The sequence below is a fragment of the Desulfosporosinus sp. SYSU MS00001 genome (genome assembly GCF_049943955.1).
Taxonomy (GTDB): Bacteria; Bacillota; Desulfitobacteriia; order Desulfitobacteriales; family Desulfitobacteriaceae; genus Desulfosporosinus.
Map to the genome: position 1 here is coordinate 179,988 of NZ_JBNFTW010000006.1, position 14,911 is coordinate 194,898.

Genomic DNA, 14,911 nt, shown 5'->3' on the forward strand with positions numbered 1-14,911 from the left:
TGTTTAAGGAAGAAGGCTAACCCATTGTTGTTGAGACGAAAATTTTCAGCATTGGCACTGAGCATATCTATTTTATTCTCAATACTATTCCTGGGCGGTTGCTCTGAAAAACCTTATTTAACACAAGACGGCTCCTACGTTATTCTTACCGTTTCTCCCTCTGGAATGACCCAATCAGAAGTCATTCAATTACCTTGGAACGCAAATATGGCAGTGATGCAAAAATTGCTTGTAGAATGCTCTTTTGTTTTAAGTGATTTACATACTCCCGGCTCCCAAGAATTGGCAAAATCCGATCCGACGACAACAGTTAGTTTACAAGCCACTTATCCCCAACCAAAGAGAATGTCTTTTGTCGTGGATAAGCGACCCGTTGCCTTAGATGTCGAATCTCTCCAGATTGAGGTTGAGGGAGCAAATGTCGGCCGCGTAACCATTAATCGCACTCTGGTCCTCCAAGGAATTGATAATCCTAACCTCCTGCCGGCCTTTGAAGACCTGGAAAAAATGCTGCATGATCAGAACAGTTAACTATAATTCATAGATAGTTCGGAGCCACGCAAGGCAAATCTTTAAGGGGAATTATATCATGATATTTATGTTGGACAACTTCGATTCTTTCACCTACAACCTTTATCAATACTTTGGTGAGCTAGGGGAAGAAATTGTTGTTAAGCGCCAAGATACCTGTACCTTATCAGAAATTGAAGTTTTAAAACCCGACCTTATTGTGATCTCTCCCGGTCCTTGTACTCCCTCCGAATCCCCATTTTCCTTAACTCTAATTGATTATTTCAAGGGGAAAATCCCCATCTTAGGTGTGTGCCTTGGCCATCAAGCAATCGGGCAGTTTTTTGGCGGAAAAGTAGTAAGGGCCAGACAGCCAATTCACGGTAAAACAGATTCTATTCATCATGACGGCAGCGGCTTATTTACGGGATTGCCTAATCCTTTAGAAGTAACCCGTTACCATTCCCTGATCATTGAACGATCTTCACTTCCGGAGGAATTGACCATTAGTGCGGAAACTAAAGATGGGGAAATTATGGGACTACGTCATATACACCTTCCTATCGAAGGAATTCAATTTCATCCTGAAGCGATCCTTACCCAAGCGGGCCGCCAACTTTTGCAAAATGCCCTGGAAAATGCCTTGAGATGGAAAACCTTGCATCAGCCTTCGGATTGGGCAATTAAACCTTTTGCTTGTCAGTTCCCCCCTAATATCATGTTTCAAGCACTCAAAAATGAGCCTTTTCCCTTTTTTCTTGACAGCGGCGACAGTTACCAAAAACTTGGCTGCTATTCTTTCCTAGGTGCAGCCCCTTTTTTAGAAGCAACGGCCTATCCTGATAAACTTGAAATTACCAGGCCTAATCGTTTGCAGAAAACAACAACTCCGGTACAATCGCCTGGCAGTTTTGACTTTCTCGACAATACCATCCGTAAATATCACATTTCAAATTCTCCCTTTCCCTTTTCCGGAGGCGCAGTAGGCTTTATTAGCTATGACCTGAAAGACGAAATCGAACACCTTCCGCAGCACTCCATCAATGACCTGGAGCTGCCTCTCTGGAGATTCGCGTGGTACGATGGAATTATCGTCTACGATCATATTCGAAAAAGCTATTGGTTGGTCGCCTGCGGGATAGATGAAGATGGAATTTGCCGACTTGACATAGCGAAGGCTCGTATCCGGTATTTGGAACACCTTTTAAATTCTTATAACCCTTCAACACCGAGTCCTGCGGAATCTCCTCAAAATTTGGTCAAAATCGAGTCAACGGTCACTAAAGAAAGCTATCTCCGGGATTTGAGACACGTTATTGAATATATTTACGCTGGTGATATCTACCAAGCCAACCTGACCCAGCGTTTTTCTCTGCCTTGGTCCGGAGATCCTTGGTCATTATATTCCGAACTACATCTGCAAAATCCTGCACCATTTGCTGCTTTTCTTCCTTACCCTGACTTTCAAATCCTTTGCAGTTCGCCTGAGCGATTTATACGCATCACAAAGAACGGCCAAATCGAAACTCGTCCCATTAAGGGAACACGACCGCGACACGAATCACCACCTGAGGATGATGCTCAGGCCCAATCACTGCTATCAAGTAAGAAAGACCGTGCAGAATTAACTATGATCATTGATCTGGAACGTAACGACTTGGGCCGAATCTGTCAATTCGGCAGTGTGAAAGTTGCTGACCTGATCTCCCTGGAAAAATATCCGACCGTTTGGCATCTCGTTTCGACCATAACCGGACAACTCCAAAAAGGCCTCCAGCCTAGTGAGATTTTTCAAGCAATTTTTCCCGGCGGCTCGATTACTGGAGCTCCGAAGATACGGGCTATGGAAATTATCGATGAATTAGAACCCTTTCAGCGAGGGATTTACACTGGAAGTATTGGATATATTGGTTTTGATGGCGCTTGGGACCTGAATATCGTTATTCGCACGATCCTGTTGAAAAACGGAAAAGCCCATATTCATGCTGGAGGAGGTATTGTTGCTGATTCTATACCCGCCGATGAATACCAAGAGACCCTTGATAAAGCAAAAGCCCTGTTCAGGGTTTTGAAAGGACAACTACATGACTCCCACTAATGTTATTTCCTCTCAAGATCGGTTAGTCTTATTTGGTCTTGGGCTTTTCGAAACCCTTCTCATCTCTGAATCAGGCCCCCTTTTTTCAGACCTGCACTGGAATCGTATGAAAAAAGGGGCTTCCTTTCTTAACCTTAAGTTTCCGGATCAAAGTGAATGGACAAGATTAATACAGGAATTTATCCGTCTTAATCCCGCCTCTTTTCCTTTTGCCTTGCGCATAACTCTTAGCGGCGGATCACCCGGGACTGATCTTCCAGCACAACTCTTCTTTAATGTAAGACCCCTGCCCTATAGACCAGAGCAATATCTTAGAGGGATAAAACTCCACCTTTTATCTGCACCGCGTAACGAACATTCACCCTTAGTATCTATTAAGTCGACGAACTATTTAGAAAACTTGTTGGCTAAAGAAACCGCAGTGCGCTATGGTGCTGACGAAGGCATATGGCTCAACACCAAAGGGTACCTTTGTGAAGGCACTATGAGCAATTTATTCTTTATCAAAGATAATAAACTTTTCACCCCATCGCTGGCCAGCGGGTGTTTACCTGGTACACGGCGTTATACAATTTTAGAGCTGGCTGATATCCTCAATATCCCAACAGAAGAAGGTTTATATACAGTTGAAGAACTATTGGCGTCGGACGAACTATTCGTTACAAATGCTCTGATGGGACTGATGCCAGTCTGTTGCGTGAATGATGTATCATTTACTGTTTCACCTCCAGCCGCCAAAGATTCCCTTCTGCGACGTCTGGAATCCGCTTATAAACAAAAAATGTCAGGTTATCCCTGACATTCTGTGTCAATATTTACCTATTAATATTTCTCTTCGATAACTTCAAATATTTGCGGCGTTGAGGACTTAAAAGCATTGTTTTCTCCAATAGTGCTGGCCCAATTTTCGAAGGCGCGGCGATCTTCCCATTTTGAAAAGAGCATAATTTCCGAGGTGTCCTGCTGTTGATTTACTGAGGCAAATTTGAAACCATCGATGTTTTCGCAAGTACGAATTCCGGTTTTAACTTGTCCTAATAAGCGATCGAGATCTGGACCATCAAAGGTATGAATTACAGTAAGCATTGACTATACCTCCAACATTAAACTTCTATTTCCGGATTAGTTTACCCGGAACTATCGTCCTGCATACTTAATCCCATGAACCTTCAACCCGGCATTAGCATACTTTAAGATGCATAGTTTTAAATCAATCATAAGAATTTCTTAGTTTTGAGCTTTGACGTGTAAATATTTTGAATTTCATGCTATACTTAATTTAGTTAAAGGCTCAACTGGAAGTGCACAAAGGGGGATTAAATGGATGAAGCTTACTTATGTACGTACAGATTTCCCTAATGGCCGTTCACACATATTAATGCGTGATTCCGAATCGCCAAATCCTGAGCTTGTACATTTTTTGCTTGTTCTAAGTAATAAAGGTACTGTATGGGTCGATGTTTTCTGGCCTTTTGATGAAGAATCTGAAAGATTTACCCGAAGAATCCCGGAGCAACAGTTTTGGCAAACTTTCCGCGAATGGAGATTACAGGGAATTAAGCTTGGAGACAATGGTAAGGTCGCGGATATGTTAGCCCGAAAACAGCTATTAACCCGAAAACGTCGAGAAAAAGATGCCTAATAATCTAACCTAATAATCTACAAAGCGGATTTAAACCGCTTTTTTTTATTGCTCTTTTTTACTGATAGAATAAGCCTTCTTTAAGCTTTTGCAATTGTTTTAAATGGTCATGCTCGTCAGCAAATATAGGCTGCAGTAGTTCTTTTTCGGCGCCGCTTAAATTTCGTTCCGAATACTGAACTGCTCGGGCAAGTCCTTTGTCCTCACCGGAGTAAAGGTGATCCAGCATTTGTTCGGATTTGACCTTCCCCAAATTACGAATTCTATTTTTCCAATTTTCGATATTCCCAACCAGTCCAACACCTTCCCTGACTTTTCCTCCGTTCATTTGAATATAATAGGCCAGCCTTGTAGCATGATTTTTATGATCCGTAAGGATACTTGTAAGATGGTTTCTGAGCGGTCCATCAGAAAGTGCATCAACACATGATTGATATTCTTCAATTGCCATATGTTCGCCTTCCAAAATTGAATTTAATACTTCGAAGGATCTATCCATAATGTAAACCTCCTATTCTTGATAATAGTTTGTTTCATAGACTCCAAATTATGTGACATTAAGACGAAATCCTAGATTGTTTAGCTTTTTCCAGACGATAAATAAAGGCCAATATCTCGGCAACAGCACGATAAAGCTGCGGCGGTATTTCTTTAGTCAGTTCAATTTGGATTAATGCCTCAACCAGAGCATCGTTTTTCTGAATCAGTATCCCTTCCGCCTCAGCGACTTCAATCATTTTACGTGCCACCTCACCTCGTCCCTTGGCAACGACACGTGGTGCTCCCGTCTGATCGTATCGTAAGGCAGCCGCAATTTCAGATTTATTTTGCTTAATAGTCATCCTGCAACATCAACTCCACGTCTTCTCTGTCCGAGAAGAAAGTCTTTAAACTCAAAATTCTGTTCTAAATCCTCTGTGTCAACCTTCGAAATCTGAAATCCCAGTTTTGCGAACTGAGATTTTGTTTCCGGCAAAACCTCTTCAACTAATTCAGGTAGTTCTGGATCGCTTCCTAAAACATCCAGAGTCAAAGAATCTTGACTAAAATAGGCATCGACACCTATAAGGCCCAACGTTTCAGTTTCCATTTGAATTGCTATACGGCAATGATTTTCATCCATTTTCGATCCTTTTCGAGCGCTTTCAATTCCAATTTTTACAGGTATACATTGTTCTCGGTTCATTATGGGAAGATGAAGCAAGACATACCCATTATTCAACGTTCCCGTTTTAAGCCACAATTGCTGTCCGGTTATGGTATCTAAAAGGTCAGTGAGGGACTTCTCAGAGTGGCCTTCCTCCATTTGGTCATTAATCTCCTTAAGGATGGCATACTTCAAGGTGCTTTTTAAACTTCCTTTTTCTTGCTCCTTAGCTCTGGGATTAAGTTTAAGCATTTGCCAAAGACGTTGTTCATAATCGATCCCCAGCTTTCGCAGACAGTTTATAATTTGCTCTGCACCATTGTCTTCTAAGAGAGTTTCCCATTGGGGGAAAGATTTTTTAATCGTATCCAGAAATTCCTGTGAAAAAAGTCCCTGCAAGTTATCCAAAAAAGGAACCCCGCTAGTAAAGGTCGTAAAATTTCTTATTAGGCTGACAAAATCTTGTTTCAGCGGCATTCCCCTTTCCGTCAACACCATAAATTCCTGCGAATTGACCGGAATGTCCTGAGAGTTTTCTGAATAAGGCTCTCTAAGTAAGAGGCAAACTCCATCTTCCACATCTCCGACATTCACCCAAAATTTATCGCCTGCTTCAGCAGAGGTCTCAAGAATTGCACGCAGGACTTGCCCTTTCACCCGGATAATTCCATAATCCTCCCCGTCTTTTTTAAGAACTTCCACCAACATATGTTCCCCAGGTTGCCCTACCTCTAATTTCTTTTTCTCGATCGACTGCACGGCAGACAAAGGATTTACTTCCATCTTCTCCACCCCTTAAGAACAATATGGTTTGCTTTTCAACTTGTCAAAACAGCTTAGGATACTTCCTAAGCTGTTTGTTTAATTCCACAAACATATAGTCTCTTTCTAATGTCTTGCAAAATCTTAAGTGAGCTGCAGAAACTCTTACCACATTTTTAATATCGTCGAATTTTGTATCATTTTATCTTATTATCTTACCTTAAAAATAGATATGTTTCGCATTAATACGGCCATCTTGTAATACCATCCAGCCAAACGAATATTGAGGTTCACGACGTTTATCCGTTGGTGAACCAGGGTTAAACATAAGTACCCCATGCTGCCACTTCAGAGTGGGAATATGGCTATGTCCAAAAACGACAATATCAACAGGATTTGACAGAAAAGCATTATAAGCACGTTCCATAGTTGTTTGACCCTTGCCTTGGTGTCCATGTACTATGCCGATTCTTAAGGAATCACACTCAACCCATTCTTGACTGGGAAGATTTACATCCCAGTCATCGCAATTCCCACATACTGCCTTAACAGGTGCTAAGAGATTTAGTTCATCAAGGATTTCCTTGTGAACTAAATCTCCGGCATGAATAATAAGATCCGCCTCAGCTAAATGCTCCCATACAAAACCTGGTAATGTTTTCCCTAATCTTAAATGGGTATCAGATAAAACAGCAATTTTCATCAGATTTACCTCATTTATTTTTTAAAATTTATACAAATTCGAACCTTGAATTTCCTTAGATAAATCTTGTTTTATGTTGATACATTATAACATAATTCTTGAATTTGGAGAAAAGCTAAGAGTAAGAAAGGATTGCTAGGTTTTCCCTGCAATCCTTCAGGAATCAATGAAAATAGTTTAAAGAATGACGCTGCCTTTTCATGGCTTTCCTAACTTCATTGGCAACGCGCCAGGTCTCTGGCAGGTGAGGCGTGATTAGCTCTAATTTCCCGGTTCGTTTGTCTATTAAAATATCGACAGTTGGTTTTCGGCCTTGTTCTTTCTCTCCTGGGTGTAAAATATCAATTCCTATTTTATGTTCATCATATTGCGGAGGAACAAGGTAATTTAAAACCTCTTCAGTTGCATCCATCAACTCTACAACTTGATCTTGTGGGTATCCTTCTCGCAAGAGAATATCCCTTACTTGGGTTAGAGGATGGTCAAGGGTCAATAACATCTGGGCGCGTTGAATCAAGTTATAATCGATATCCATGACGCACCTCCACTTTATTTTGATATCTTCATTTTTCCCTTAACCCATGTAATGAATACTGATTAGATGTTTACGAATCTGGCGATATCTTACAGTCATATTAAGGAGGTAACAATGTTAAAATTTCTGTCATTGCCTTTTGTTATAGCCGGGATTTCGGGAATTACTATGGCTGTTCAAGGCACATTAAATTCTTTATTAAGCGAAAAGACCTCTTTGTTATCAGCGACCTTTATCGTTCATATTATTGGAACAGTTATTGCGTTGTTCGCTCTTTTAGTCTGCAAAATACCAATTTTCAAACATGATTGGGCAGCAATTCCTTGGTTTCTTTACCTTGGAGGCTTATTAAGTGTTCTTATAGTCGGACTTGTTGCGGTCAGTATTCCTAAGATTGGTGTCTGCAATGCAACGACAGCCATTATTATTGGCCAGGTGAGCACAGCCGTTCTGATCGACCATTTTGGATGGTTTGGCATTCAGCGGTTTCCCTGGAATCCATGGCAGTTTCTTGGCATTGTTTTATTTGCGGCGGGTGCAAAGCTTCTTTTCCGATGATTAACTTAAGTATTAGTACGTGCACCAATAATGCCCAAATTCTTGATAATGGAATAGATTTCATCGCTTATGACAAATTTCTGAATCTGTCCGTTAGAGGCAAAAATAACCGAAGTTTTTCCCGTTGTTTTTTGATCACTTTCAATCAGTCTAAACAAGAAGGCATAAGCATCACTGCTTACAGGAAGTTGATTAAATTCTCCATCAGCAACAAATATAATCCAATAACCCGAGGAAATCTCACTTTTGCCATTATAAAGGGCATTAGAAATATCAGAGTAATCTTGGCCTAAGACGTTTTGCGAGTTCGCAGCAGCACCATAACTTTTATTTGCAGCGCTATTTAAGGTGTAATTGTCATTAAGAGTACTAGTTTGAGTGACGGGGTCTGATAAACGAGTATAGATATCTTTGAAAAAATTAGGAAAGAGTACATACCCTACTACTCCTATGATAAGAATCCAAAGGGCCAAGGCCTGTAAATCCTGCCATAACTCACTGCGTGGCGGTCTACCCCAGGTATTTGGCATAACCTCTCCCCCATTTATCATAATTGAGTATACTTACAGCATATATACGTTTGAATATGCGTAGATATGTGCGGAGCACTTGCATCTTGCTGACCCGAGTTCTAAAATAAGAACAGAGGTGGTATAAGTGGATCTGCTTCGACAAAAACTGAGCCTGTTGCCTCCCAAACCGGGGGTCTACCTGATGAAAGACTACCGGGGACAAATTATTTATGTCGGCAAAGCAAAACAATTAAAGAATAGAGTTAAATCTTATTTTACCGGGTCTCATGATGGGAAAACAGCTCGTTTAGTGAGCCATATCATAGATTTTGAATATATCCTAACGGATTCAGAAGTCGAAGCCCTCGTATTGGAATGCAATTTAATTAAAAAATATAATCCCAAGTACAATATCCTCTTACGTGACGACAAAACTTACCCTTATCTAATGATCACTCATGAAAGGCACCCGCGTATTATTGTCACGCGTCAAATTAAAAAGGGCTCTGGGAAATATTTTGGTCCCTATCCTAATGCCACAGCCGCACAAGAAGCCGCCCGACTGCTAAACCGGCTTTTCCCTTTTAGAAAATGCCGCCAAATTCCAACCCGTTCTTGTCTATACTTTCATCTGGATCAATGCCTGGCACCCTGTACTCGTGATGTTTCTCCCAATGACTATGAAGAAATATCCAAGAATGCCACAACATTTCTTAATGGTGACCAAAGTGAAGTATTGAATCTCCTAAGTGCTAAAATGCAAACAGCAGCAGGATCTCTCCAATTCGAAAGAGCCAAAGAATACCGGGATCTTATCGAGGATTTAAAACGACTTGGAGAAAAACAAAACATAACCCTCAATGATTTTGTTGACAGGGATGTTATTGGCTATGCCAAAACCACAGATCAATTATGTATTCAGGTCTTTTATCTGCGGCAGGGGAAGTTACTGGCAAGGGATAATTTTATTTTTCCTTATTACGATGATCCGGAAGATGCATTTATTTCCTTCATTGCTCAATTCTATCTGGAGCGTAAAATCTGGCCAAAGGAAATTTTAATACCTTCTCTGGAATCGCAGGCCTTATTGAGTTTATTTCCTATTTCAATTCCCCAAAAAGGGAAGAAAAGAGATCTGGTTCTGATGGCCATGTCAAATGCCCAAACAACGCTCCACGATCAGATTACTCTGGAAATACGCCAACAATCGGATAATAACCAAGCTCTGTCAACACTTGGAGAACTCTTGAAGATACCTTGTCCTCACCGAATTGAGGCCTTTGATATATCCAATACGGCTGGAACTCATTCTGTTGCAGGTATGGTTCAATTTATTGATGGTAAACCTCAACGCAAGGGGTATCGTAAATATAAAATACAACCAATGGAGACATCAGATGATACAGCTTCTATGAGTCAGGTTATACGCCGCCGGTACCTTCGTCTTGTTTCCGAAAATGAACCTTTGCCTGACCTAATACTGGTTGACGGAGGCAAAGGCCAAATCAACGCAGCCTTAAAAGAGTTAGAGGAACTTCAACTCAAGATTCCTGTGGCAGGCATGGTAAAAAACGATCACCATCAAACGAATGAGCTGATGGATTGGGAGGGAAACTCCATCTCTTTAGCGAGGAATCATCCAACATTTTTATTATTGGGGCGAATTCAAAATGAAGTCCATCGTTTTGCCATCACATTTCACCGTCAACAGCGCACCAAGAATATGACCTTGTCTGTTCTTGACGGAATATCAGGAATAGGCCCTAAACGCAAGCAACATCTCTTACAGCATTTTTCTTCCCTTGCTGAAATACAACAGGCTTCTGTGGAAGAACTTCAGTCTACAGGGCTCCCCGAAGGAATTGCCCTCTCTATTTTTAATTACTTTCACCCTACAGGTAACCATGACCTTTTACCTAAGGAGAAATCTATTCCATGATTTTGAATTACAGAGTAGAATTATGCCGAAAATGTTACTACAAACGCACACATCAATGTAATATATCTGATAACTATATAAGCAATATTAATGCTTCTTTGACAAAATCAAGCGGGGAGTGTCTCCAATACAGACCCGTTCCCTGGATTCCCCGTTGTTAGATTGATCATAAAAACAACAGCGATCTCTCGCTGTTGTTTTTATGAATCCTTGATAACATAGTCTAATTGACTCGACGGGCACCCAAATAACGGTTTGCGTAATAGTTATCACTCAGATTTGTAACACGAATCCCTTTATTCGAAGCATGAACAAAGCGTCCCCCTCCAATATAAATACCCACGTGAGAAGCGCCCGAAGCGTAGGTGGAGAAAAATACTAAGTCACCTGCCTGTAGCTGTCCTCGACTGATAACGGTTCCAATTCTAAATTGCTCTGCGGCAGTTCTCGGCAATGAAGTATTCGAGGCTCGATAGACATATTGAGTAAACCCTGAACAATCAAAGCCGTTTCGACTTGTTCCCCCAAAACGATAGGGAACACCCTGCAAGCTTAGAGCATTATTGATTAATTGAGAGGTAACCGAACGCGATACTTGTTTCTGAGACTCAGCAGCGACTTGAATTGATTTTGATCGTGCCGCTGGCTCCGGGACAACTCTTGATTGAAGTTTATCTGCTGATTCTGTTACGTTATTTGGTGTACTTGAAGCCGATGAAACGGGTTTCGAAACAGGTGTTGAATCCTTACCCTCCTGGAAAGTAAGAGAAGCAGTTTGCCACTGCAACTGAGTGCGGACGATGTTAGTATAGGGCGCAGTTGGAATGGAAATTAACGTTGTCTTGGCTGCGATTTTACCCGCTGCTGGAACCGATACTGATAAACTGCTCGCCAACATTAAACCAGCCAGAACTGTGCTTCCTAACCACATCCGTCCGGATGAGGAAATTAGCAATGAGAGTCCACCTTTCATTTGCTTACGAGGTTAGTTGACGGATTCGGGCTAAAGGTGTAAGCCCTACACGAGAATTCGTGATTCACCCCAATAAAATCCCCCGCTCCAAACATAAGTTTGGATTCAGCATTTTATATTAGTCTATTCGCCTATGTTAGGCTATTCGCCAGTATGTCTAAAAATCCCTGCAATAATTCATGGAAATATGCACCATAATAACCAATAGTAAAACAAATAAAAACCGCCTCTCAAATTGAGAGACGGACTTTATTTGGACAATAGGAGGCTAAAGAGTCAATATTGAGGCTTAGGTCAAGTAGGTTTTCCCGCTGAGTTCCTTCGGTTTCCCTAAAGGCGATTTCTCCTTTTCCCCAGCCTGGGATGTCGCCATCACCAGAACTTGATCACCACTTAGTCCTCACTTCAATCCTCTTAAGTTAACGTTCTAGAAGTTTCCTTAACACTCCTAGACAATCTAGCCTCTTTTGCAGAAAAGCATTTCCGGCAGTTTGAAAAGCATCGGCCAACGCCCTCCAAACCTCTTAAAGCCTTCCCAACTTTTCCACCTCAAGGCAGGCTACACTGCACTAAGTTCCTTCCTAATGCAGGTTCTACCCTAAGCCGTAGCTATAAAAGCCACGCACTTAGGCCTCCACGGAAAAGGGTAGCGCCCGCATGCCATTGCGGATCCCCCTCATTCCTTAACTCCCAGCAACAACCCTCGACTGGGCGTCGAAAGCCACCACCAGGAACTTCATCGGTATGCCCTCGGCGGATTATTAGGCCCGCCTTCGATTGCCAATCGTGCACTAGAATAACGCTCCATAGCCCAAAGCAAAATTAGTTGTTGTGATTACATTGCCTATTGTACCTGATTATCATAACTTTGTAAAAAACCTTTTAGCCATTTATACCTTCGATTAATAAAGTATAAAGATAATTACGGATTCTTTTTGTCATCTAAACTAAGTTTTTCAGATAAAATCAGTTATTTAGACACTAAAAAAGCAAATCTATTAGTTGGATAAACTTGTAATTGGAGCGGGAATCCGACCGCCGCGATTAATAAAGGTTTTCGAGGAAAACGGATGAACATTCATGACCGGAGCTCCGCCCAATAGGCCTCCAAATTCCACACGTTCCCCAGCCTTTTTACCGATAGCAGGAATGATTCTGACAGCAGTTGTTTTTTTATTAATCATGCCAATAGCAGCTTCGTCAGCGATAATTGCAGAGATGGTTTCAGAACTCACATCCCCTGGCACGGCAATCATGTCTAGTCCAACAGAACAGACACAGGTCATGGCTTCCAATTTATCCAGATCCAAAGCCCCAACCTCCACAGCCTTAACCATTCCGGCATCCTCTGAGACAGGGATAAATGCACCACTTAAGCCTCCCACATGAGAAGAAGCCATGGCACCGCCCTTTTTAACCGCATCATTTAATAAGGCTAAAGCAGCCGTCGTACCATGCGTTCCACAACGTTCAAGACCCATATTTTCTAGAATCTCAGCAACACTATCCCCAATAGCCGGTGTTGGAGCCAAGGACAAATCGACAATTCCAAAGGGAACTTGTAAAGCCTTCGATGCTGCTCGGCCAATCAGTTCACCCATTCGTGTAATTTTAAAGGCAGTCTGTTTTATGAGATTGGAGAGTTCCCCAAAATCTGCATCAGGAAATTCTTTCACAACTTTTGCTACAACCCCCGGACCGCTTACCCCAACATTAATCACACAATCTGGTTCTCCAACACCATGGAATGCACCCGCCATGAAAGGATTATCTTCTGGAGCATTACAGAAAACAACAAGTTTCGCTGCACCAATTCCATCTTGAGCAGAAGTTTTTTGAGCGCAATTTAAGATAACTTCTCCCATTCGTTTGACTGCATCCATATTTATTCCAGCTTTAGTCGTTCCGATATTTACTGATGAACAAACAAAATTTGTTTCACTCAGGGCCTGAGGAATAGCATCAATTAAAGCTAAATCTCCCTCCGTAAATCCCTTCTGCACTAGAGCAGAAAACCCGCCAATAAAATTTATGCCCAACTCATTGGCAGCTCGATCTAAGGCCTTTGCAATTCTTACCATTCCTTCTGAAGATAAATGAGCTGCTGCGATAGCAATCGGTGTGACTGAAACACGTTTGTTGATTATGGGAATTCCATAACGAGATGAAATTTGTTCTCCTACCGTCACTAAGTGACTTGCTTTTTTTACGACCTTATCATATATTTTTCGTTCTAAACTATTTAGATCCTCTGTGACACAATCCAATAAACTGATTCCCATAGTAATGGTTCTAATATCAAGATTTTCTTCATGAATCATCTTAATAGTTTGTTGAATTTCTTCACGGGCAAATGTAATCGTCATAAACGATTTCCCTCCACAATTACCTTCTTTAAATTCTTTTGTTCTAAATGCGATGCATATAGGTAAATATATCCTCATGCTGAACTTTTACTTGTAACCCTTTATTGAGTCCCTCTTGTTCAAGGGTATTAGCTAATTCTACCAATCCCAACGTCGATGACTTCAAATCGACCACCATGATCATCGTAAAAAATTCCTTGAGGATTGTCTGACTGATATCCAAAATATTTACGTTATATTCGGCAAGTTTCGTCGCAACCCAAGCGATAATACCAATCTGATCCCTACCGATAACCGTAATTATAGCACGTCCAGACTCTTCGCGAATCATTGTCATAAGTTTTCCTCCTTAGCTTACTTATATAAACAATCGTTCATCAATATCCTGAATAATTTTATGTGGGAACCAATAATGATAAAAGAGAGCCCCCGAGAGCTCTCTTTGAAAATTACTTATCAGGAACAACCGCCACCGCAGCTTCCACAACCGTCACTGCTAGGGTTCGCTGTGCGGATTTCAAATCCTCCGCCTTGCTTAGAATCAATGAAATCAATTGTAGCACCCTCTAAATAAGAGGAAAGCTTCTTATCGGTGAGTATTGATACGCCGTAACCTTCATCAAGTATGTCATCTGTTGTCTTTGACTCATCCAGAGTCATGCCGAAATTCGGCCCACCTCAACCAACGCCCACTAAATAAAGTCTAAGAAATGCATTTTCTTTATTTTGACTTTTAAGCACTTCTTTAACTTTTTGAGCTGCGAGTTCTGTAATCTCTACCATAAATCTCACTCCTTTTTTTCTCGCTAGTCCTAAATATACCATATTTTTAGAGTTTGACCAAGGGAAATTAAAATAAAACCGAAAAGCTTAAGCTGCAATCTCAAAGCTAGACTTCTTCCCCGCTTCCTGACGCACGAAAATCTTTTAAAAATTGTCGAACTTCGACTTCCAAACTTTCTGGAAGGTCCTGCGTAATAGTTTGCCAATGTTTTACTTCAAAGTTTATTTTCTGAGCCCAATCTCCTTCAGGCCAAGAAATAAATGTTTTTGGTTCTGAGAACGTGTAAGTTTTCAGAAAAACTATAAACCCTATGAGAAGTAAAACACGCCAAAACCAACGCATTCAAATCAATCCTTCCAAATAAGCTAATAACTATAGCTTA

Annotated in this window: 18 protein-coding genes and 1 riboswitch; of the genes, 6 read left to right on the plus strand and 12 right to left on the minus strand. The window is 41.2% G+C overall.

Annotated elements, in window-relative coordinates; translation table 11 throughout:
* Positions 1 to 24 precede the first annotated feature (24 nt).
* The 3 genes from ACPUYX_RS12775 to ACPUYX_RS12785 are packed head-to-tail and all read left to right on the plus strand — an operon-like array spanning position 25 to position 3,407.
* Entirely contained in the window at positions 25 to 531 is a 507-nt protein-coding gene (locus ACPUYX_RS12775; RefSeq protein WP_426380031.1) for a hypothetical protein, read from the plus strand.
* A 58-nt stretch (positions 532 to 589) separates the two neighbouring features.
* Entirely contained in the window at positions 590 to 2,608 is a 2,019-nt protein-coding gene (pabB, locus tag ACPUYX_RS12780) for an aminodeoxychorismate synthase component I (RefSeq protein WP_426380032.1), read from the plus strand.
* Entirely contained in the window at positions 2,595 to 3,407 is an 813-nt protein-coding gene (locus ACPUYX_RS12785; RefSeq protein ID WP_426380033.1) for an aminotransferase class IV, read from the plus strand. Before pabB ends, ACPUYX_RS12785 begins: the two co-directional genes overlap by 14 nt.
* Before the next feature lie 23 nt (positions 3,408 to 3,430).
* Here ACPUYX_RS12785 and ACPUYX_RS12790 read toward each other — a convergent pair whose 3' ends face one another.
* Positions 3,431 to 3,694: an antibiotic biosynthesis monooxygenase gene (locus ACPUYX_RS12790; RefSeq protein WP_088225294.1), complete on the minus strand. Its 264-nt coding sequence runs from the start codon at positions 3,692 to 3,694 to the stop codon at positions 3,431 to 3,433.
* A 238-nt stretch (positions 3,695 to 3,932) separates the two neighbouring features.
* On the opposite strand from ACPUYX_RS12790, the gene ACPUYX_RS12795 reads away from it, so the two are divergent.
* Positions 3,933 to 4,250, plus strand: a complete 318-nt coding sequence (locus ACPUYX_RS12795; RefSeq protein WP_426380034.1) for a hypothetical protein — start codon at positions 3,933 to 3,935, stop codon at positions 4,248 to 4,250.
* A 58-nt stretch (positions 4,251 to 4,308) separates the two neighbouring features.
* Here ACPUYX_RS12795 and ACPUYX_RS12800 read toward each other — a convergent pair whose 3' ends face one another.
* The 5 genes from ACPUYX_RS12800 to ACPUYX_RS12820 form a co-directional block, all read right to left on the minus strand.
* A complete protein-coding gene (locus tag ACPUYX_RS12800) occupies positions 4,309 to 4,749 on the minus strand; it encodes a DUF2383 domain-containing protein (RefSeq protein WP_088225296.1) in 441 nt (146 codons plus the stop codon).
* A gap of 58 nt (positions 4,750 to 4,807) precedes the next feature.
* Positions 4,808 to 5,092, minus strand: a complete 285-nt coding sequence (locus tag ACPUYX_RS12805) for an EscU/YscU/HrcU family type III secretion system export apparatus switch protein (RefSeq protein WP_426380035.1) — start codon at positions 5,090 to 5,092, stop codon at positions 4,808 to 4,810.
* Complete coding sequence (locus tag ACPUYX_RS12810; RefSeq protein WP_426380036.1) at positions 5,089 to 6,180, minus strand: hypothetical protein; 1,092 nt, start codon at positions 6,178 to 6,180, stop codon at positions 5,089 to 5,091. The genes ACPUYX_RS12805 and ACPUYX_RS12810 overlap by 4 nt, the downstream gene beginning before the upstream one ends.
* Positions 6,181 to 6,379: 199 nt before the next feature.
* Entirely contained in the window at positions 6,380 to 6,862 is a 483-nt protein-coding gene (locus tag ACPUYX_RS12815; RefSeq protein ID WP_426380037.1) for a metallophosphoesterase family protein, read from the minus strand.
* 163 nt (positions 6,863 to 7,025) lie between these two features.
* Positions 7,026 to 7,397, minus strand: a complete 372-nt coding sequence (locus ACPUYX_RS12820) for a hypothetical protein (RefSeq protein WP_088225300.1) — start codon at positions 7,395 to 7,397, stop codon at positions 7,026 to 7,028.
* Positions 7,398 to 7,511: 114 nt separating this feature from the next.
* Between ACPUYX_RS12820 and ACPUYX_RS12825 the strand changes: the two genes are divergently transcribed.
* Complete coding sequence (locus ACPUYX_RS12825) at positions 7,512 to 7,955, plus strand: DMT family transporter (RefSeq protein ID WP_426380039.1); 444 nt, start codon at positions 7,512 to 7,514, stop codon at positions 7,953 to 7,955.
* 5 nt (positions 7,956 to 7,960) lie between these two features.
* Here ACPUYX_RS12825 and ACPUYX_RS12830 read toward each other — a convergent pair whose 3' ends face one another.
* Positions 7,961 to 8,485: a hypothetical protein gene (locus ACPUYX_RS12830; RefSeq protein WP_426380040.1), complete on the minus strand. Its 525-nt coding sequence runs from the start codon at positions 8,483 to 8,485 to the stop codon at positions 7,961 to 7,963.
* A gap of 184 nt (positions 8,486 to 8,669) precedes the next feature.
* Between ACPUYX_RS12830 and uvrC the strand changes: the two genes are divergently transcribed.
* Positions 8,670 to 10,406, plus strand: a complete 1,737-nt coding sequence (gene uvrC, locus ACPUYX_RS12835; RefSeq protein WP_426380041.1) for an excinuclease ABC subunit UvrC — start codon at positions 8,670 to 8,672, stop codon at positions 10,404 to 10,406.
* Positions 10,407 to 10,629: 223 nt separating this feature from the next.
* On the opposite strand, the gene ACPUYX_RS12840 is transcribed toward uvrC, so the two are convergent.
* From ACPUYX_RS12840 to ACPUYX_RS12860, 5 genes are all read right to left on the minus strand, one after another.
* Positions 10,630 to 11,361 carry a C40 family peptidase gene (locus ACPUYX_RS12840; RefSeq protein WP_426380042.1) on the minus strand — a complete coding sequence of 244 codons (732 nt, stop codon included), beginning with the start codon at positions 11,359 to 11,361 and terminating at the stop codon, positions 10,630 to 10,632.
* Between the two features lie 3 nt (positions 11,362 to 11,364).
* Positions 11,365 to 11,500, minus strand: a riboswitch (cyclic di-AMP (ydaO/yuaA leader).
* Positions 11,501 to 12,377: 877 nt separating this feature from the next.
* Positions 12,378 to 13,745: a PFL family protein gene (locus ACPUYX_RS12845; RefSeq protein ID WP_426380043.1), complete on the minus strand. Its 1,368-nt coding sequence runs from the start codon at positions 13,743 to 13,745 to the stop codon at positions 12,378 to 12,380.
* Between the two features lie 43 nt (positions 13,746 to 13,788).
* The gene (locus ACPUYX_RS12850; protein WP_426380044.1) at positions 13,789 to 14,082 is read right to left on the minus strand and encodes an ACT domain-containing protein; all 294 of its coding nucleotides are present in this window, start codon (positions 14,080 to 14,082) and stop codon (positions 13,789 to 13,791) included.
* Between the two features lie 119 nt (positions 14,083 to 14,201).
* On the minus strand, positions 14,202 to 14,528 hold the full coding sequence (locus ACPUYX_RS12855; protein WP_088225307.1) for a HesB/IscA family protein: 327 nt from the start codon (positions 14,526 to 14,528) through the stop codon (positions 14,202 to 14,204).
* Positions 14,529 to 14,634: 106 nt separating this feature from the next.
* Complete coding sequence (locus ACPUYX_RS12860; RefSeq protein ID WP_088225308.1) at positions 14,635 to 14,871, minus strand: hypothetical protein; 237 nt, start codon at positions 14,869 to 14,871, stop codon at positions 14,635 to 14,637.
* Positions 14,872 to 14,911: the final 40 nt, after the last annotated feature.